Raw genomic sequence first — 18871 nt, 5'->3', positions numbered from 1 at the left:
CGGTACGCGTGACGTGGCCAAGGCGGTCTCGATGGGCTTCCAGTCCAGCGAGGACGTCGAGAGCAACTACGAGCGGATGAAGGTCAAGGTCAACGACGAGCTCAAGCAGCACTTCCGCCCGGAGTTCCTCAACCGCATCGACGACACGATCGTGTTCCACCAGCTCACCGAGCCGGAGATCCTCAGCATCGTGGATCTGATGATCTCCCGGATCGAGACCCAGCTCCGCAACAAGGACATGGGTCTGGAGCTGACCGACAACTCGAAGCGGTTCCTGGCCAAGAAGGGCTACGACCCGGTGCTGGGCGCCCGGCCGCTGCGCCGGACGATCCAGCGCGAGATCGAGGACAACCTGTCCGAGCGGATCCTGTTCAACGAGCTGCGCCCCGGCCAGATCGTCGTGGTCGACTGCGAAGGCGACCCGACCGACGTCGAGCACGCCCGGCTGGTGTTCCGCGGTGCGGACAAGCCGGCTCTGGTGCCCGACGCCGTCCCGGCCGACCTGGGTGGCGCCGCCAGCGGCGACGAGTAGGTCGTTAGGTCGTAACAGGCAAACAGCACGAAAGGAGCGGGCGGTCGCTACGGCGGCCGCCCGCTCCTTTGCGTCCGAGCCGCGGTGTTGGCGCCGCTGTCTGTCGGTGCGGTGCCGTGTCAGACCAGCGCGTTAGCCCCAAGATCTAGGCGGCGCCGCGCCGGGCCGGCGGTGCCGCGGCGGGCCGGGACGGCGGCGCAGCCCGGGCCGGGGCGCAGCCCGGGACGGAACCGCGCGGGCCGGAGACTAGGGGATGTAGTTCTCCAGCAGCGCCGGGGTCAGGCCGGCATCGTGGATGGCCTGGAGGGCGGCGAGGAAGTCGGCGGCGAACGCCGGCCGGAAGTGCATCAGGATGATGTCGCCGGGCTGCACCGTGTGCCCTTCCTGGAAGTGGACCACGCCCTTGTCGACCGTCTCCTTCCAGAAGAACGCCGCCTTCATGCCGCACTGGTGGGTCACCAGAAGCGTCGTCAGATCCTTGTCGCCGAAGGGTGGGCGGAACAGCACCGGGCGCCGGCCGTACAGAGCGCCCAACTGGTCGGCCGAGCCGCAGATCTCGTGTTGCTGGAAGGCGAGCGGCTTGCCCTTCAGTTCGGGATGCGTGAGCGTGTGGGCTTCGATCACCGCCCCACCCGCTTCGAGCCGCTTGAAGTACCCGGGATTGTTCCGGATCGCGTCGATCGTCAGGAACAACGTGACCGGGACGTGTGCCGCCTGGACGAGCTGGATCGCCTCCGGCTGCTTGACCCAACCGTCGTCGATCGTCAGGAAGGCGACCTTCTGGGAGGTGGGGATGTGAGTCAGCCAGGCCGCGGCCGGCCCCACAGGCAGCGTGATCTTCTCCGCTGGTGGAGCGGGTGGGAACGTGGGGATCCGCGAGAGAAGGTCGGCCCCGGCCGCCCCGGGAGACGACGGTGCGTCCGGTGGAGCGGACACCGACGACGAGCCGGGCGGGTGCGGTGGCAGCTGACCGGATGGGGGCAGACCGTCGTCAGTGACGGCCAGTGGGCCCCGCGGCGGCGACGATCGCGCGACCGGGCGGCCGTGGTCGCCCACCCACCGGTTGGATGCGTCGGCACCTCCAGCGCACGCGCTGAACGCGACCAATGTGGACACGAGGATCCCGACTGCCGCGCGTGCGGAGAGCCGGCCGCGGGGCAACGAGATATTGAGATGGGGCGCGAGGGGACGCACCATGCGAGAGTAGCCACCGGGGTCAAGACACAGGGTCCGCCTGTCGGCCCTAACCGGGCAGGCTGAATCGGTCGGATCCCACTTCGCGGACCAGTCCGTCGGCCACCAGCCCGGTCAGCGCCCGGTGGCGCTGGTCGGCGTCGGGCCACACCACGTCGATCGCGGTCCGGGGTACCGGGCCGGTCGACGTGCGCAGGACCGCCAGGATCAGACCGCGGACCTGCCGGTCGGTTCCGGCGTAACGCTGCGGTCGCCGTGTCGGACCCGCCGGTAGGGCGGCGCCGGACCGGCGGAACTCGCACACGGCGACGAGCGGGCAGTCCGTACAGCGCGGGCTGCGCGCCGTGCACACGAGAGCGCCCAGCTCCATGAACGCCACGGAGGTGCGCGCGGCGAGCTCCGGCTCGGTGGGCAGCAGGTCGGCGACGGCCACCAGATCGCGCGCGGTCGTGGTCGGCCCCGCGTCCGGTAGGCCGGCGACCGCGCGGGCCACCAGGCGGCGTACGTTCGTGTCGACCACGGGATGGCGCTGGCGGTACGCGAACGCGGCGACCGCGCGGGCGGTGTACGCGCCGATTCCGGGCAGGCGCAGCAGCTCGTCCACGTCCGCGGGTACCTCGCCGCCGTGGGAGGCGACGATGGCGACCGCGCACTCGTGCAGGCGCAGCGCCCGGCGCGGGTAGCCCAGCCGCCCCCAGGCCCGGATCGCCTCTCCCGGCGCGTCTGCCGCCAGGTCGGACGGGGTGGGCCAGCGCGCCATCCAGTCCAGCCACGCCGGCAGTACCCGGGACACCGGGGTCTGTTGAAGCATCACCTCGCTCACGAGGACGCCCCAGGGCGTCGCGTCCGGGGAGCGCCAGGGCAGGTCGCGGGCGTTCGCGTCGTACCAGGCGACGGCGGGGGTAGCCAGATCGTGGACGGCCATCGGCCCCATCCTGCCACGGCGGCCCGGATGCACGATGATGCGAGGGTGGACGAGCTCGCGATCACCGTTATCGGGCATGACCGGCCGGGAATCATCGCCGACGTGGCTGAGGTCCTGGCGGGGTTGGGGATGAACCTGACCGACTCCACGATGACCCGGCTGCGCGGGCACTTCGCGATGACGCTGATCTGCGGCGGCCCGGGCGCGGAGGCGGGTACGCCGGCGATCGAGGACGTGGAGGCCGCGCTCGCGCCACTCACCGCCGACGGAACGCTTGCGACCACGGTCCGCAAGGTGGGCCCGGAGGGTACGCCCGAGCCACCCGGCGGGCACTACGTGCTGTCAGTGCACGGCGCCGACCGGCTGGGGATCGTCGCCTCGGTGGCCCGTGGGCTGGCCGAGTTCGGTGGCAACATCACCGACCTGACCACCCGGCTGTCCGGCGACCTGTACGTGCTGGTGGCGGAGTTGGACCTGCCGGCCGGCGCCGATGTGGACGCCATCGGTGAGCGCCTGGAAGCCGTCTCGCGCGCCCTGGGTGTCGAGGTCGCGCTGCGTCCGGCCGAGACGGACGTGCTGTGACCGGCGTCGTGGACTGGTCAGTGGAGGATCTGGGCCGCCAGGGCGTCGTACGCCCGGTGGTCCGCGCCCCGGCGGCCGTCCTCTCCATGGCCGGCGAGGTGGTCGACCCGGACGATCCCGCCGTCCTTCAACTGGCGGCGGATCTCGTGGCCACCATGCGGGTGTCGCCCGGCTGCGTCGGCCTTGCCGCGCCCCAGGTAGGAGTGTCGGCGCAGGTCTTCGCCGTCGACGTGACCGGGCACCCGAAGGTCCGCACGGTCCACGGCACCTTCGTGCTGTGCAACGCCCGCCTGGTCGAGGCGAGCCAGTGGCAGAAGGGGCGGGAGGGCTGCATGTCGGTGCCCGACCTGACCGGCGATGTCAAGCGCGCCGGCCGCGTGGTCGTGGCGGGTGAGCTGCCGGGCGGAGGTGAGATCGAGATCACCACAAACGCCTTCGAGGCCCGCGCGTTACAACATGAGATCGACCACTGCGCTGGCCTGCTGTTCCTCGACCGGGTTGCGGGCGCGCACGCGATACACACAAGAAAGGTGTACCTGTAAGGCGGCGCGCCGACCCCTCGATATGGCGGGCCGGCGATAACGTGTGTCCATCATGAAGCTGACGGTTGGCCCGTTGCCCCCGGCCGTCTATTGGCGACGCCGGGCGGCGGTTGCGGGCACCCTGCTTCTGGCCATGTTCGCGCTGCTCTACTCGTGCACCGGCACGGCCAACGTGTCGCGGCGCACCGGTGCGCAGTCGCCGGCCGGGCGGGACTCGTCCAGTCCGACACCGACGCCGTCCGCTTCGGTGTCGCCGTCGGCGCCGGTGTTCACCTCGGGCGGCGGCATCGACATCCCGGCTGGCGACGGTGATTCACAGTCGGCGTCTGCCTCGCCGTCGCTCGTACCCGCGGCGCAGCCGTCACCGGCACCGTCCGGGCCGTGCACCGACGGTGAGATAGCCGTGACCGCCGCCGCGGCCTCGACCTCGGTCGCGCAGGGCAGCACGGTGCGCTTCTACCTGCGCGTCAAGAACATCGCCGGCCGGTCCTGCACCCGGGACGTGGGGGCCGACGCGCAGGAGCTGTATCTGCAGAACGCGGCGAAGGCGAAGGTCTGGTCGTCCGACAGCTGCGATGCGCAGCACGGCACGGACGTCCGGATGTTCGGTCCGAACATCGAGGCCGAGTTTTACCTGGACTGGCACGGCAACGCCACCGACAACGGCTGCCCCGGCGGCAAGGTGGCGCCCGGAAAGTACGAGCTGGTGGCCCGGCTCGCCACCAAGCTGAGCGATCCGGTCGTCGTCGAGGTGAAGTAGGGCGGCTACACGTACCGCTCGAGGATCGACGCCTCGGCCAGGCGGGACAGGCCCTCCCGGATGCTGCGGGCGCGGGCGTCACCGACGCCCTCGACGGCCTGCAGATCCTCCACGGTGGCGCCGAGCAGCCGCTGCAGGCTGCCGAAGTGGTCGACGAGCCGGTCGAGGACCGCACCGGGCAGGCGCGGCACCTTCGCCAGCAGGCGGAACCCGCGGGGCGACACCGCTGCCTCCAGCGCGTCGCTCGCGCCCGGGTACCCGAGGGCCTTGGCGACCGCGACGAGGTCGATCAGGTCGGTGGCCGACAGCCGGTCGAGCTCGTCGAGCGCGTCCTCGGCGTTGTCGAACCCGTGCCCGTCCGGCAGGTAGTCGCGGATCACCAGCGTGCGGTCGGCCTCCACGCCCGCCATCAACTCTTCGAGCTGCAACGCCAGGAGCCGGCCGTCGGTGCCGAGCTCCACCACGTATCCGGCGATCTCGTCGGCGATCCGGCGCACCATCTCCAGCCGCTGGACCACCGCGACGGCGTCGCGGACGGTGACGAGGTCCTCTATCTCCAGCGCCGACAGGGTGCCGCTGACCTCGTCGAGGCGCAGCTTGTAGCGTTCGAGGGTGGCGAGCGCCTGGTTGGCCCGGGACAGGATGGCGGCCGAGTCGTCGAGGACGTGGCGCTGCCCGTTGACGTACAGCCCGATGATGCGCATCGACTGGCTGACGGAGATGACCGGGAATCCGGTCTGCTTGGCGACCCGCTCGGCCGTGCGGTGACGGGTTCCCGACTCTTCGGACGGGATCGCGGGGTCGGGCATCAGGTGCACGGCCGCCCGTACGATCCGGGTGCCGTCGCTGGACAGCACGACCGCGCCGTCCATCTTGCACAGTTCGCGGAGTCGGGTGGCGGAGAACTCGACGTCGAGCGGGAAACCGCCCGTGCACAACGTCTCGACCGTCTGGTCGTAGCCCAGCACGATCAGCGCGCCGGTCCGGCCGCGCAGGATGCGCTCCAGGCCGTCGCGCAGCGCGGTGCCCGGCGCCATGAGCGCCAGTGTCGCGCGTAGCGGGTCATCGCGGTCGATCGGCACCCGCATAGTCTACGGACCGCCACGCCAGCAGTGCGGTTGCGGTACGTCGGAAACCCGTAAGACGGTGCCGGAAGTGGTATCCGGGCGCGGCGCGAGACGGCCATCTCCCGGGTCAGTCGCCTGATCCACCGGTTAACGCGCCTCGCTGCGCTCGCCGGCCTGCACCGCGAAGTGCAGGGCGGCGCGGACGTCGCCGACCTCGAGCACCCGCATGCCCGGCGGAGTCGAGCCGGTGGCCGCCGGTCCGCAGCCCGGCGGCACCAGCGCGAACCGGAAGCCCAGCCGGGCCGCCTCGGCGAGCCGCCGGGGGACCGCGCCGACGCGGCGCACCTCGCCGGTCAGGCCGACCTCGCCCAGCGCGACGAGGTCGGGGGCCATTGGAAGCTCGGTGGCGGCAGAGGCCACCGCGAGCGCGACGCCCAGGTCGGCGGCGGGCTCGATGACCCGGACGCCGCCCACGGTCGCCGCGAACACCTCCCGGTCGTGGAGCTGCAGCTTGGAGCGGCGCTGGAGCACGGCCAGCACCATCGCCAGCCGGGCGCTGTCCAGCCCGCTCACGGTCCGCCGGGGAGAACCGGGGACGGGCGCCCCGATCAGCGCCTGCACCTCGGTCACGAGTGCGCGGCGCCCCTCCATCGCGACGGTGACGCAGGTGCCGGGGACGGCGTCGGCGTAGCGCGTCAGGAACAGCCCGGACGGGTCGGGCAGGCTCGCGATGCCCCCCTCGTGCATCTCGAAGCAGCCCACCTCGTCGGCGGCGCCGAACCGGTTCTTCAGCCCGCGCACCATCCGCAACGAGGAGTGCTTGTCGCCCTCGAAGTTGAGCACGACGTCGACCAGGTGCTCCAGGACCCGGGGGCCCGCGACCTGGCCGTCCTTGGTGACGTGCCCCACGAGCACGGTCGCGATGCCGCGCTCCTTGGCCACCGCGACGATCGCCGCCGTCACCCCGCGCACCTGTGTGACACCGCCGGGGACCCCGTCCGCGCCGGGAGCCGAGATCGTCTGCACCGAGTCGAGCACGAGCAGGCCCGGCTGGACCGCGTCCAGGTGGCCGAGGACGGCGGCCAGGTCGGTCTCGGCGGCGAGGTAGAGGCGCTCGTGCAGCGCGCCGATCCGCTCGGCGCGCAGGCGGACCTGGCTCACCGACTCCTCACCGCTGATCACCAGGGCCGTCGTGTCGGCGGTGGCGGCCCACTGCTGCGCGACCTCGAGCAGCAGGGTCGACTTGCCGACCCCCGGCTCGCCGGCGAGGAGCACCACCCCGCCGGGGACCAGGCCACCGCCGAGGACCCGGTCGAACTCCGGCACGTTGGTGGGCCGGGCCTTCGCGGGCGCCGCGCTGATCGTGGCGATCGGCCGGGCGGGCTCCGACGGCCTGCGGGCGGTGACGGCGCGCAGCGCGGCCGGCGTACTGGACGCCGCCTCGACGATCGACCCCCACTCGCCGCACTCCGGGCAGCGGCCGACCCACTTGGGTGGCCGGTGCCCGCAGGCGTCGCACTCATAGGTGGCCCGGGAGCCCGAGGCCTTGGTCGACGAGCGGGATGGGGTGGCGCGTCCAGTCACGCCGAAAACCTACCGAACGGGTACGACGAAAACCGTTATTCCGCCGCGGCGTCCGACGGCGCACCCGTCCGCGGCGCGGGCGACAGCGGGACGGCGAACGACACCGGCACCTGGAGCGGGTCCTCGCCCTCGAACGTGAACGTCACGAGCACCGACGAGCCGGGCCGAAGCGACGTGGTGAGGTTCGTGATGGCCAGGTAGGCCCCGCTGTCGGGATCGAGTCGCGCGTACCCGCTCGCCGGGATCGTCACCGACGCCGCCGACGGGCTGGGCGACGGCGCCTCGGAGGGGCTCTCCGAGGCGCTCTCCGACGGGCTCTCCGAGGCGGAGGGGTTGGCGGAGGCCGCCGCCCGGCGGGACGGCGATGCCGACGCCCGGTGGGACGGGCCCGCCGACGGGCCGCCGGCGCCCTCGGTGGCGGCGGGCTCCCCGGTGGCGGAGGCCGACGGCGCGGCGCCGGTGCCCACGCTCGGGGTACCGCCGGTGAGCACCACGGTGCCGATCGGCGCGCCGCTTGCGTCGGTGGCCGTCACGCTGCGCAGGACCAGCGGCTTGCCGGCGTCGTTGTTCGCGATGTACAGCGACAGCGGCGCGGTCTCACCGGCCGAGTAGCCCTCCGGGCTGTTGTACTTGACCTCCACGGCCCGCAGCGACGCCTGGCCGTGCGGCTTGGAGTTGACGTCCGCGCCGGCGATCGGCGCGACCATCGACGTGGTCTGGTTGACCTGCCCGGCGCCACAGCCCGACAGCAGGCAGACGGCGGCCGCGGGTGCGGCGAGCAGCGCGGCGACGCGCGACATACGACGTCGCGACGGCGTACCGGTAATGGAGCGCGGCACTTCGGTCCTCCTCGGCGACAACCCGAAACAAGCCGGAGTACAGCGTAGTTGTCCGCTCTGAGACGCCCGCGCCGACCCGCCTCACGCGTGTCCCGGGCCGCCCTCGCAAGCGTGACGGCGTGTGCCGCGTCACACCCGCACGCCGGCGGTCAGCAGCAGGACCACGTCGAGCACCGCCACGACCAGCACCGACCGGAACGCGGCGCGCGAGGCCGGCCGGCGCCCCGCCACGTACCCGCCGACGGCGAGCGTCACGGCCGCGCCGCCGAACGCCCAGGCGCTGATCCACGACGGGGACCCGGGTGGGCCGAACGTGAGCGCGGTGGTCGCCCCGAACAGCAGCGCGCCGGCGAGGGCGACGCTGGCCCGGGCGCCGACCCGGTGCGGCAGGCCGCGGACGCCGGTACGGGCGTCGTCGCCCAGATCGGGAAGGACGTTGGCGAAGTGGGCGCCGGCGCCGAGCAGGGCGCCAGCGGTGATCAGCCACCACGGCGGCCGGGAGACGGCCATCACCACGAACGCCGGCAGCGCGGCGAACGACACCGCGTAGGGCAGCACCGAGACGGCCGTGGCCTTCAGCGGCCAGTTGTAGAGCAGGGCGGCGGCGAGGCCGACCGCGGCCACCGAGCCGGCACGGGGCCCCGACGCCCACGCCAGCGGAACGGTCGCGGTCGCGGCCACCACGGCCGCGACCGCGACGGTACGCCGGGAGACCGCCCCCGAGACGATCGGCTTGTCCCGGCGCCCCACGGCCGCGTCGCGCCCCGCGTCGACGGCGTCGTTGCACCAACCCACCGCGAGCTGGCTGGCCAGGACGGTGGCGGCGACGGCGAGCGCGCCGCCGGGCCCGCGCCCGGTCGCCAGGGCGAGCAGCGTCGCCACCACGGTGACCGCCGCCGTCGGTTCCGGGTGGCAGGCCCTGAGCAGGCCCAGCGCGGTACGCATGCGGTCCAGTGTGGCCTGGCAGATCGTTTCGTGTCAGGCTGGCGTTCATGCGGACGTCTACCCGCCCTCGCAACGACGTCGGTCAGTACGACGACCTGGTGGGCGAGTGGTGGCGACCGGAGGGCCGGTTCGCGATGCTGGCCTGGATCGCGGCGGCCCGGGGGCGGCTGGTGCCGCCGACGTCGCGTCCGGACGCCGTCCTGGTCGATCTCGGGTGCGGCGGCGGGCTGCTGGCCCCGCACGTCGCCGGCAAGGGGTACCGGCACGTCGGCGTCGATCTCGTCCGGTCGGCGCTCGAACTGGCGGCCGGCCACGGCGTCACCCCGGTGCGGGCGGACGTGACGCGGCTGCCGCTCGCCGACGGCTGCGCCGACGTGGTGAGCGCCGGTGAACTGCTCGAACACGTCACCGACCTGCCGGCGACGGTGGCCGAGGTGTGCCGGATCATGCGGCCGGGCGGACTGGTGGTCATCGACACCCTTGCCGACACCGCGGTGTGCCGCTTCCTGGCCATCTCGGTAGCTGAGCGGATGCCCGGCGGTGCGCCGCCCGGCATCCACGACCCGGCCCTGTTCGTCGATCCGGACGCGCTGGTCGCGGAGTTCGCCCGGCACGGGGTCCGGCTGCGTACGCGCGGCCTGCGTCCCCAGGTACGCGGGCTGTTGCGGTGGCTGGTGACCCGTCGTGGCGCGGCGCCCATGGTGCCGACCTGGTCGAAGGCCGCGCTCTACCAGGCGATCGGCACCAAGGAGGAGACAGCGTGACGCAAGCCCTCGCCGCGGCCCGCCGGCTGGTGCCACGGTTCGCCGCCCGCGCCGCCGGGTCCGACCGCGACGGTACGTTTCCCGTGGACGACTTCGCCGACCTGCGGGAGGCGGGCCTGCTCGGGCTGATGGCGCCCGCGCACCTGGGCGGGCTGGGCGCGGGCTTCTCCGAGTACGCCGAGGTCGCTTACGAACTGGCGCGCGGTAACGGCGCGACCGCCCTGGTGTTCAACATGCACACCTCGGTCACCGGCGCGCTCGCCGGCATCCCGCAGGCGCTGATCGAGGCGCTGGGCGTGCCCGAGAGCTTCCTGCGTGCCCGGGACCGCCTGCTCGCGGCGGCGGCCCAAGGTGCCTGGTACGCGGTGGCGATGAGCGAGCGGGGCGTCGGCTCCCGGCTGTCTCAGATGTCCACGATGTACAGTGCCGAGCGGGACGGTTTCCGCATCAAGGGTTCGAAGGCGTTCGTCTCCGGCGCGGGGCACGCCGACGCCTATCTGGTCGCCGCGCGCAGTGCGGCCGATCCGTCCCTGGTGTCGCAGTTCCTGGTGCCCGCCGGCAGTGCGGGCGTCACCGTCGAGCCGACCTGGGACGCGCTCGGCATGCGCGCCACGTCATCGCATGACCTGCACCTGGACGTGGCTGTCGGGGCCGACGCGCTGCTCGGTGGCGTCGAAGGGCTCGCGCTGCTGGTGGCGCAGCTGATGCCGCACTGGATGGTGGCCAGTTACGCGGCGGTGTACGTCGGCGTGGCGCAGGCCGCGATCGACGCGGCCGTCGGCCACCTCACCGAGCGCGGGCTGGGGCAGTTGCCCGCCGTGCGGAGCCGGATCGGGCGGGCGGACGCCGCGGTCGCGGCGGCCTGGCTGGCGGTGCGTGAAGCGGCTCGCCGGGTCGACGAGGCGCCGGGCGAGCCCGCGACGAACCGGTGGGTGTGGCGGGCGAAGCTGCTGGCCGGCTCCACTGCCGCGGAGGTGGCGGCGAGCATGCTGGAGGCGGCGGGCACGAGCGCGACGCGGCGGGGCCATGCCCTGGAACGGCTGTACCGCGACGCGCGCTGCGGGGCCCTGCAACCGCCGACGTCGGACGTCTGCGCCGACTGGCTCGGCGTGGCGGCGCTCGGTGGCGATCCCGAGGCGGATGGTACGGGGCCGCGGTGGTAATCGCGCGTGGACGGCATGCCTTCCGTTACCGACGGGTAGAACGACGGGATGACTGAGCCGCGGCCCGTCATCGCCGGGGTCGGCGTGACGCATCCCCCCGCGCTGCGCCAGGACGACCTGTGGCGTGACTTCTTCGCCGGTCACTACGCGGGGCCGCAGCGTGCGCTGGCGCGACGAATCTTCGCCAACGCCGGTGTGGCCACCCGCCACAGCGTCGTCAATCCGCTGCTCGAGGACGTGTCGCGCTGGTCGACCAAGGCCAGGATGGAGCGGTATCTGGTCGAGGCGCTGCCGCTGGGCAAAGAGGCGGTGACCGGCGCGCTCGACGCGGCCGGACTCGACCCGGCGCGGCTCGGGCTGTTCGCCGTCTGCTCGTGCACCGGCTACGCGACCCCCGGCCTGGACATCCTGCTCGCCCGTGACCTCGGCATGTCGCCGCGCACGCAGCGGCTGTTCATCGGCCACATGGGCTGCTACGCGGCGCTTCCGGGCCTCGGCACGGTCACCGACTTCGTGGCCAGCCGGGGTGAGCCGGCGCTGCTGCTGTGCCTGGAACTGACCACGCTGCACCTGCAGCCGCCGACCCGCGATCCGCAGCAGATAGTCGCCCACGCGCTCTTCTCCGACGCCGCGGCCGCCGTCGTGGTGGTGCCCGGCGACGTCCACTCCGGCGGGTACACGGTGCGCGAGGTCACCGCGGTCACCGACACGGCGACGGCGGACCACATGACGTGGGACGTGACCGATCAGGGCTTCCGGATGAGGCTGTCGCCGCAGGTTCCCGACGTGCTGGCCGAACACATCGGACCGCTGGTGAGCGACCTGTTGGGCCGGCACGGCCTGGAGGTATCCGACGTCGACGGCTGGGCCGTGCACCCGGGTGGCCCGAAGATCCTCGATGTCGTACGCGACGGCCTGGGCCTGTCCGAGGAGCGGATGGCGCCGTCGCGCCAGACGCTCACTACGCACGGTAACTGTTCGTCGCCGACGGTACTGCTGATCGTGGACGCGCTGCGGCGCTCACCGGCGCCGCCCCGGACGGTGGTGGCTACCGCGTTCGGGCCCGGGCTGACGCTGTACGCCGCGCTCCTGTCAGCGGTGCAGCCGGTGGCCGGATCGGAGGTCTAGCCACCGGGCGGCGAGCCGGCCGGGTCGGGCTGGGCCGGTGTGAGCGTGCGGGGTGTCCCGGTGGCCGTCGGCGCGGGTGCGGCGGGTGCGGCGGGCGCGCTGGCTTGTGGGGACGGCCCGCCGGGGTTGTTGCCGGTGGTGCCGGCCGACGGGCTGGCGACCGCGCTCGGTCGCAGCTCGGGCCGTGGCGGCGTCCTTGGCCAGGAAATGATGAAGAGACTGGTCAGGGTCGCGATCGTCGCGATGAGAACAACCAGCAACGGCACCCCGAGGGCCGCTGCGTCCTCGGTGCGGGACCGGGGCGCGGGCAGGTGCAGCCGGCGTCTCCAGCGTAGCCGGCGGGCCTCCCAGCGCAGCTCGCGGCGCACCTTGCTTGCCTCGCGTGCCAGCTCAGCCGGGTCGTCGGGTATGACGACCGGACCCCACTCGGGAGGCAGTTCGGGTAGTTCGTCCGGCGACCAGCCGCCGCCGTTTCCACCTCTCAGCGTCCCCATCGCCGACTCCTTGTACCTGGTCTCCCACTGTCCCCCTTAACCCCGGTGAATGCCAGGGGACAGTTCGCAGATCTTGCAATGACCGATGTGAGCGTCTGCTCCGGTCCCACGAAATGCCTGCTCACAGTGGTTGGCGCAGGTACCCGGCAGGTATGTCAATGGTTCAGCGGTGAATAATCAGAAGGTTCGCCCCTCTGGGTGGCGGTTACCAAACGGTCACTGAACGCAGTCATATGCAGGTTTTGGGTCTTCTGTCAAGCGGGAGAAAGGCGCTTCACACGTGCTCTGAGCAGCACTAATGGTGAAGCTCGGGCTGGGATTACGCGCTGTCGCCGTGTTACGCTAGACACAGCGAAAGGGGTTTCGAACCTATGGTTTTCAGTGTCGGCGAGACCGTTGTCTACCCCCACCACGGGGCCGCACTCATCGAGGCAATCGAGACCCGGATCGTCAAGGGCGAGGAAAAGCAGTACCTCGTCCTGAGGGTCGCTCAGGGTGACCTGACGGTGCGGGTGCCCGCCGAGAACGCAGAGAGCGTCGGCGTGCGTGAGGTGGTCGGCGAAGAAGGTCTTACGAAGGTCTTCGATGTCCTCCGTGCTCCGCACACCGAGGAGCCGACGAACTGGTCTCGGCGTTACAAGGCGAACTTGGAGAAGCTGGCTTCCGGCAACCCGCTGAAGGTTGCGGAGGTCGTGCGTGACCTGTGGCGTCGGGAGCGTGAGCGGGGCCTGTCCGCAGGCGAGAAGCGGATGCTCGCGAAGGCGCGTGACATTCTGGTCGGCGAGGTCGCACTCGCGGAGAAGAGCACCAAGGACGAGGCTGAGGTGCTCCTCGACAAGGTGCTCACCGGAGCCTGAACCGTCGAATCGGCTATTTCGTAGATCAAGGACCGCGACGTGACCGCGCAGCACAGTGTGCGTGGTGACGTCGCGGTCCTCGTTCCGGCGGCGGGTCAGGGGGTTCGACTCGGCCCCGGAGGGCCGAAAGCGCTGCGTTCGCTGCGCGGCGAACCCCTTCTCGTGCATGCGGTACGCAGGATGACCGCCGCCCCGTCGGTGGGCTGCGTGGTCGTGGCGGCGCCCCCCGAGTCCGTGCCCGCCGTGCGGGACCTGCTTTCGCACCTCTCCGAGCGGGTCGAGGTGCTGGTCGTCCCGGGAGGCGCGTCCCGGCAGCGATCGGTGGCCGCGGCGCTCGCGGCCACGCCCGACCGGTACGACACCGTGCTCGTACATGACGCGGCCCGCGCGCTCGCCCCACCCGAACTGGTCGAACGGGTCGCCGGGGCGGTCCGGCAGGGCCATGCCGCAGTCATACCCGTGCTGCCTGTCGTTGACACCATCAAGCACGTCCAGCCGAGCGGCGAGGTGATGGCCACGCTGGATCGCTCGGCGCTGCGCGCCGTGCAGACGCCCCAGGGTTTTCGCCGGTCAGCGCTTGTCGAAGCGCACGCCGCGGCGGTGGACGACCACACCGACGACGCCGGGATGGCCGAGAAGATCGGCGTGCCGGTCTGGACGGTCCCGGGCGAGGAGTCGGCGCTCAAAATCACGCGACCGCTCGATCTGGCGATCGCCGAACTGCTGCTCGACGGCGTGAGCTAGTCGGACCGGGTACCGGTGAGCGCTCTCGTGGTCGTCTCACCGTCCCGCTCCGTGGGCTTCTCCGGCCGGTTCCGCGGTCGGCGCCGCCAGACCAGGTAAGTGCCGATCGTGCCGCCGACCCCGAGCACACCCACGGCGATCCCGGCGTAGGTCGCGCCGCTGGGGTCGCCCTTCATCGTCGCCGCTCCCAGCGCCGCGTACGCCACGGTGGCCGGCGCCGCGCCCACCAGGGTGCCGCCCAGAAACCCGAGGAAACCGATCGAGGTCGTACCGAACGCGTAGTTGGAGATCCCGAACGGGACCAACGGGATAAGGCGGGCGATGATCACCGCCATGAGGCCGCGCCGGGCCACCGCCTGCTCGACCAGGGCGAACCGGCCCCGCAGCTGCGAGGCCACGAAGGCACGCCCCAGGAACCGGCCGACCGCAAACGACAGGCACGCCCCCGCGAGCACGCCGACGATCACGTACACGGTGCCGGTCACCGCTCCGAACAGTGCCCCGCCGACGAAGGCGAGCAGCGTACGGGGGGTGAGCGCCATGACGAGCACGGCGCTGCCCACGACCGCCAGCAGCGGCGCCACGAGATGGCTGGAGTGCACGGCGGCGAGCAGGCTGCGCCGGCTGGGATGAGTGAGCACCGTGGTCAGGCCCAGACCGGCGACCAGGGCGACCAGCAGGCCGAACCGTACGGCCGCGGCCACGTGCCGGCGGGGCGGGGGATCGGCCTGACCTGCGCGGGGGGTCGGGTTGGCCGGACCCGTCGGGGCGAGGGGTGCCATCAGATCAAGGGTAAGCGCGGGCGGGCGGCGCCGCAGTGCGCCAGCACACGTCCACCCGGCCGGGCGCGTACCCTCTGGGTCGTGATCGTTCCCCTGGTCGGTGTCGGCACCGACGTCCACGCGTACGAACCGGGCCGGCCGTGCTGGGTGGCCGGGCTGCGCTGGGACGGGGTGGACGGGCTGGCCGGCCACTCCGACGGGGACGTGGTCGCACACGCCGCCTGTGACGCGCTGCTGTCCGCGGCGGGCCTCGGTGACCTCGGCGCGAACTACGGCACCAGTCGGCCGGAGTGGGCTGGCGCGTCCGGGGTGTCCCTGCTCGCCGAGACCGCCCGCCGGGTGCGGGCGGCCGGCTTCGAGATCGGCAACGTGTCCGTGCAGGTCATCGGGGTCGCGCCGAAGGTGGGCAAGCGACGTGCCGAGGCGGAGACGCTGCTCGGCGAGGCGATCGGGGCCACGGTCCGCCTGTCGGGGACCACGACCGACGGGCTCGGCTTCACCGGCCGGGGCGAGGGCCTCGCGGCGATCGCGACCGCGCTGATCTTCCCCGCCGCCCCAGCGTCCTAGCTCGGATCTTGGACACTTGGCGGGCCTATGGCACCGCCAAGTGTCCAAGATCGCGGCTCAGGGGCGCTTCGCCCAGGTCCAGGCGTACCCGGTGTCCTCGCACGCCAGTGCCGGCTCGCACAGGTCGAGCGGCCGGAACGTGTCGACCATGACCGCCAGCTCGTCGAAGTAGTCCACTCCGATGGCCCGTTCGACCGCGCCCGGCTGGGGGCCGTGCGTGAAGCCGGACGGGTGCAGCGAGATCGAGCCCTGCTCGATGCCCGAGCCGCGGCGCGCCTCGTAGTTGCCGCCCGTGTAGAAGAGCACCTCGTCGGAGTCGACGTTGTGGTGGTTGTACGGCACCGGGATCGACAGTGGGTGGTAATCGACCTTGCGCGGCACGAACGAGCAGATGACGAAGTTGGGGCCCTCGAAGGTCTGGTGTACGGGTGGCGGCTGGTGTACCCGGCCGGTGATCGGCTCGAAGTCGTGGATCGAGAAGGCCCACGGGTAGAGGCAGCCGTCCCAGCCGACCACGTCGAACGGGTGGTTGGCGTACGTGAGCTTCGTCCACCCGCGCCGGTGCTGGACGTAGACGTCCACGTCGGTGCCTTCTTCCAGCAGGGGTGAGGACGGTCCGCGCAGGTCACGCTCGCAGTACGGGGCGTGCTCCAGGAACTGGCCGCGCACCGACAGGTACCGCTTGGGTGGACCGATGTGGCCGGTCGCCTCGATGACCAGCGTGCGCAGCGGTCCGTCGAGCGGCACGATCCGGTGGATCACCGAGGTCGGGATGATCACGTAGTCGCCAGCGCCCACCTCCAGCGCGCCGAACGTCGACTCGACGCGGGCCCGGCCGGACTCCACGTACACGCACTCGTCGCCGATGGCGTTGCGGTACAGCGGCGAGGGCCGGTCGGCGACCGCGTACGAGATGCGGCAGTCGTCGTTGGCGAGCAGGTGCTGCCGGCCCAGGATCGGGTCCGCGCCGTCGCCCGGGTCGAGCTTGTGCGTACGCAGATGGCGCGGTTTGAGGGGGAGGTTCGGTTTACGCGACCAGGCCGGTGGTGAGAACGTCTGCGCCGCGACGATCGCGGTGGGCAGGTGCCGGTGGTAGAGCAGGGACGAGTCGCTGGAGAAGCCCTCCTGACCCATCAGTTCCTCGGCGTACAGGCTGCCGTCGGGCTGCCGGAACTGGGTGTGGCGCTTGTGGGGCACGTCGCCGACGCTGCGGTAGTACGGCATTCCGTCCTCCTGCTCTGGTCGCTTGACGAACCAAGGCGTCCGATAATCGAACGCTATTGTCCGCCATTCGTAGCGTCCACTAGGTTCAATTCTCGTGTCAATGCGTCCGGTACCCACGTTCCTCGTCGGCCTGCTCGACGACGCGGCGGTGTTCCCGCCGGGCAACGCACCGCTCGCCGACGCGGTCGCCGCGCACCGCGATCACCGCTCGGCCCCGTACGCGGAAATGGTCGGCCCGCTCCTGGTCCGCCCCGACGACGTGGCCGCAGTGCCCGCCGATCTGGAGATCGGAGTGGTCGGCCCGTGCGACGCGGTCGCCAAGGCCGTCGGCAGCGGGCGGTCGATCCGCCAGGTGGAGGTGCCCGTCGCCAAGCGCGGCGAGGACCCCCAGCCCGGCCTGCGCGCGCTGCTCTCGCTGGTCGCCGCGACCGGAGTCCGGGCGTACGCGGAGACCCCGCTGACCTGGGGCCTGGCGGCGGCCCTGGACACGATCGCCGAGGCTCGGGCCACCGGGCTGCCGGTCGCCCCGAAGTTCCGTACCGGCGGCCTCGCCGCCGAGCTGTTCCCCACCCCGGTCGAGCTGGCCGCCGTCATCTGCGCCTGCCGCGACCGCGCGCTGCCGTTCAAGCTGACCGCCGGCCTGCACCACGCGCGCCGGCACGCCGACCCGGAAACCGGCTTCACCCACCACGGCTTCCTGAACGTCCTGGCGGCCACGATCGCCGCGGCCGACGGGGCCGAACCGGCGGCGGTCGCGGCACTGCTCGCCGCCGCCGACACCGCCGCGCTCGTCGCCCCCGTGCGCGGCCGGCTGGAGCAGGACCGGCCACTGTGGCTGGGCTTCGGTACGTGCAGCATCGCCGAGCCAGTGGCCGACCTGCGTCAACTCGGACTCCTACCGACGACGGGAGAGGCACTCACGTGACCTGGCTGGACATCGCCGCCGACGACCCGTTCGGTGTGCACAACCTGCCGTACGGCGCGTTCGACCCCGGCGACGGGTCGTCGCGGCTCGGCGTGCGGATCGGTGACCGCGTACTCGACCTCGCGGCGCTGGAGCGGACCGGCCTGGTCGAGGCCGACGGGACCCTGCAGGCGGCCACGCTCAACCCGTTCATGGCGCTCGGGCGTACCTGCTGGAGCGCCGTCCGGGAGCGGCTGACCGAACTGCTCACCGACACGGCGTTCCGCGCCCCGGTGGAGCGGCTGCTGCTGCCGCTGGCCGAGGTGACCCCGCGGCTGCCGTTCGACGTCGGCGACTACGTGGACTTCTACTCGTCTGAAGATCACGCGACGAACCTGGGCAAGCTGTTCCGCCCGGGTTCGCCGCCATTGCTGCCCAACTGGAAGCATCTGCCGATCGGGTACCACGGCCGGGCGGGCACCGTCGTGGTGTCCGGCACGGACGTCGTACGCCCGTGCGGGCAGCGCAAGCCGCCGCAGGCGGAGGTGCCGACCTTCGGTCCGTCCCAGCGCCTCGACATCGAGGCCGAGGTGGGCTTCGTGGTGGGTGCGGCATCGAGCCTCGGTACGCCGCTGACCACCAAGGACTTCCAGGACCACGTGTTCGGCGTGGTCCTGGTCAACGACTGGTCCGCCCGTGATCTCCAGGCGTGGGAGTACCAGCCGCTCGGGCCGTTCCTGGGCAAGTCCTTCGCCACGTCGGTGTCGGCGTGGGTCGTACCCCTCGACGCGCTCGCCGCGGCCCGGGTGCCGGCGCCCGCGCAGTCACCGCCGGTCCTGCCCTACCTGGCCGACGACCGGACCGGGTACGACATCCACATCGAGGTGGTGTGGAACGGCACCGTGGTGTCCCGGCCGCCGTTCGCCAGCCTGTACTGGACCCCGGCCCAGCAACTGGCCCACCTGACCGTCAATGGCGCCTCCGTACGCCCCGGTGACCTGTACGCCTCCGGGACGGTCTCCGGGCCCGAACGCGGCCAGGTCGGCTCGTTCATCGAGCTGACCTGGGGTGGCGCCGAGCCGGTGACGTTGGCGGACGGCCGTACCCGGACCTTTCTCGAGGACGGCGACACGGTGACCCTCACCGCGACCGCCCCCGGCCCGGCCGGCACGGTCGTCGGCTTCGGCGAGGTGGTGGGGCGGATCCTGCCGCCGTCCACCTGACCGGATCTTGGACACTCAGCGGGCCTATAGCACCGCCAAGTGTCCAAGATC

Annotated in this window: 20 protein-coding genes and 1 pseudogene; 12 read left to right on the top strand and 9 right to left on the bottom strand. The window is 72.3% G+C overall.

Annotated features, from left to right (window positions below):
* A pseudogene (locus tag HC031_RS29815) lies at positions 1–532 on the top strand (AAA family ATPase); the annotation flags it as partial.
* A 246-nt stretch (positions 533–778) separates the two neighbouring features.
* On the opposite strand, the gene HC031_RS29810 reads toward HC031_RS29815, so the two are convergent.
* Positions 779–1468 carry a polysaccharide deacetylase family protein gene (locus HC031_RS29810; RefSeq protein WP_338090899.1) on the bottom strand — a complete coding sequence of 230 codons (690 nt, stop codon included), beginning with the start codon at positions 1466–1468 and terminating at the stop codon, positions 779–781.
* Between the two features lie 307 nt (positions 1469–1775).
* Positions 1776–2651: an HhH-GPD family protein gene (locus tag HC031_RS29805; protein ID WP_167928780.1), complete on the bottom strand. Its 876-nt coding sequence runs from the start codon at positions 2649–2651 to the stop codon at positions 1776–1778.
* A gap of 45 nt (positions 2652–2696) precedes the next feature.
* Between HC031_RS29805 and HC031_RS29800 the strand changes: the two genes are divergently transcribed.
* From HC031_RS29800 to HC031_RS29790, 3 genes are read left to right on the top strand one after another with little or no spacing between them, the layout of a single operon-like run.
* Positions 2697–3233, top strand: coding sequence for an ACT domain-containing protein (locus tag HC031_RS29800; RefSeq protein ID WP_167928779.1), 537 nt, complete (start codon positions 2697–2699; stop codon positions 3231–3233).
* Positions 3230–3775, top strand: a complete 546-nt coding sequence (locus HC031_RS29795) for a peptide deformylase (RefSeq protein ID WP_167928778.1) — start codon at positions 3230–3232, stop codon at positions 3773–3775. Before HC031_RS29800 ends, HC031_RS29795 begins: the two co-directional genes overlap by 4 nt.
* Before the next feature lie 52 nt (positions 3776–3827).
* The gene (locus HC031_RS29790) at positions 3828–4535 is read left to right on the top strand and encodes an RAD23 family protein (RefSeq protein ID WP_167928777.1); all 708 of its coding nucleotides are present in this window, start codon (positions 3828–3830) and stop codon (positions 4533–4535) included.
* A 5-nt stretch (positions 4536–4540) separates the two neighbouring features.
* Here the strand turns inward: HC031_RS29790 and disA are convergent, their stop codons facing one another.
* The 4 genes from disA to HC031_RS29770 form a co-directional block, all read right to left on the bottom strand.
* Positions 4541–5617, bottom strand: a complete 1077-nt coding sequence (gene disA / locus HC031_RS29785; RefSeq protein ID WP_338090898.1) for a DNA integrity scanning diadenylate cyclase DisA — start codon at positions 5615–5617, stop codon at positions 4541–4543.
* 132 nt (positions 5618–5749) lie between these two features.
* Positions 5750–7186, bottom strand: coding sequence for a DNA repair protein RadA (gene radA, locus HC031_RS29780; protein WP_167928775.1), 1437 nt, complete (start codon positions 7184–7186; stop codon positions 5750–5752).
* Positions 7187–7221: 35 nt separating this feature from the next.
* The gene (locus HC031_RS29775; protein WP_167928774.1) at positions 7222–8025 is read right to left on the bottom strand and encodes a hypothetical protein; all 804 of its coding nucleotides are present in this window, start codon (positions 8023–8025) and stop codon (positions 7222–7224) included.
* Between the two features lie 129 nt (positions 8026–8154).
* Positions 8155–8970 (bottom strand): UbiA family prenyltransferase, encoded by an 816-nt coding sequence (locus HC031_RS29770; protein ID WP_167928773.1) that lies wholly within the window; start codon positions 8968–8970, stop codon positions 8155–8157.
* Positions 8971–9017: 47 nt separating this feature from the next.
* Between HC031_RS29770 and HC031_RS29765 the strand changes: the two genes are divergently transcribed.
* Genes HC031_RS29765 through HC031_RS29755 form a run of 3 tightly spaced genes read left to right on the top strand, consistent with a single transcriptional unit; the run spans position 9018 to position 12025 of the window.
* The gene (locus HC031_RS29765) at positions 9018–9734 is read left to right on the top strand and encodes a methyltransferase domain-containing protein (RefSeq protein WP_167928772.1); all 717 of its coding nucleotides are present in this window, start codon (positions 9018–9020) and stop codon (positions 9732–9734) included.
* A complete protein-coding gene (locus HC031_RS29760; protein ID WP_167928771.1) occupies positions 9731–10897 on the top strand; it encodes an acyl-CoA dehydrogenase family protein in 1167 nt (388 codons plus the stop codon). The genes HC031_RS29765 and HC031_RS29760 overlap by 4 nt, the downstream gene beginning before the upstream one ends.
* A gap of 48 nt (positions 10898–10945) precedes the next feature.
* A complete protein-coding gene (locus HC031_RS29755) occupies positions 10946–12025 on the top strand; it encodes a type III polyketide synthase (RefSeq protein ID WP_167928770.1) in 1080 nt (359 codons plus the stop codon).
* Here the strand turns inward: HC031_RS29755 and HC031_RS29750 are convergent.
* Positions 12022–12519 (bottom strand): hypothetical protein, encoded by a 498-nt coding sequence (locus tag HC031_RS29750; RefSeq protein ID WP_167928769.1) that lies wholly within the window; start codon positions 12517–12519, stop codon positions 12022–12024. The genes HC031_RS29755 and HC031_RS29750 overlap by 4 nt on opposite strands.
* A 371-nt stretch (positions 12520–12890) precedes the next feature.
* Between HC031_RS29750 and HC031_RS29745 the strand changes: the two genes are divergently transcribed.
* Positions 12891–13376: a CarD family transcriptional regulator gene (locus HC031_RS29745; protein ID WP_167928768.1), complete on the top strand. Its 486-nt coding sequence runs from the start codon at positions 12891–12893 to the stop codon at positions 13374–13376.
* A gap of 39 nt (positions 13377–13415) precedes the next feature.
* Entirely contained in the window at positions 13416–14120 is a 705-nt protein-coding gene (gene ispD, locus HC031_RS29740; protein ID WP_167928767.1) for a 2-C-methyl-D-erythritol 4-phosphate cytidylyltransferase, read from the top strand.
* On the opposite strand, the gene HC031_RS29735 is transcribed toward ispD, so the two are convergent.
* Entirely contained in the window at positions 14117–14902 is a 786-nt protein-coding gene (locus HC031_RS29735) for a TVP38/TMEM64 family protein (protein WP_240943199.1), read from the bottom strand. The two genes, ispD and HC031_RS29735, sit on opposite strands and share 4 nt — an antisense overlap.
* An 81-nt stretch (positions 14903–14983) precedes the next feature.
* On the opposite strand from HC031_RS29735, the gene ispF reads away from it, so the two are divergent.
* A complete protein-coding gene (gene ispF / locus HC031_RS29730; protein WP_338090897.1) occupies positions 14984–15469 on the top strand; it encodes a 2-C-methyl-D-erythritol 2,4-cyclodiphosphate synthase in 486 nt (161 codons plus the stop codon).
* Between the two features lie 57 nt (positions 15470–15526).
* Here the strand turns inward: ispF and HC031_RS29725 are convergent, their stop codons facing one another.
* Positions 15527–16693: a homogentisate 1,2-dioxygenase gene (locus HC031_RS29725; RefSeq protein WP_167928764.1), complete on the bottom strand. Its 1167-nt coding sequence runs from the start codon at positions 16691–16693 to the stop codon at positions 15527–15529.
* Between the two features lie 100 nt (positions 16694–16793).
* Here HC031_RS29725 and HC031_RS29720 point away from each other — a divergent pair, with 100 nt between their 5' ends.
* Positions 16794–17618, top strand: coding sequence for a hypothetical protein (locus HC031_RS29720; RefSeq protein WP_167928786.1), 825 nt, complete (start codon positions 16794–16796; stop codon positions 17616–17618).
* Positions 17615–18820 (top strand): fumarylacetoacetase, encoded by a 1206-nt coding sequence (gene fahA / locus HC031_RS29715; RefSeq protein ID WP_167928763.1) that lies wholly within the window; start codon positions 17615–17617, stop codon positions 18818–18820. The genes HC031_RS29720 and fahA overlap by 4 nt, the downstream gene beginning before the upstream one ends.
* The last annotated feature ends 51 nt before the right edge of the window (positions 18821–18871 follow it).

Origin of the sequence: Planosporangium thailandense, from assembly GCF_011947195.1 — a bacterium.
GTDB lineage: Bacteria > Actinomycetota > Actinomycetes > Mycobacteriales > Micromonosporaceae > Planosporangium > Planosporangium thailandense.
This window is presented reverse-complemented; position numbering and strand designations above follow the sequence as displayed.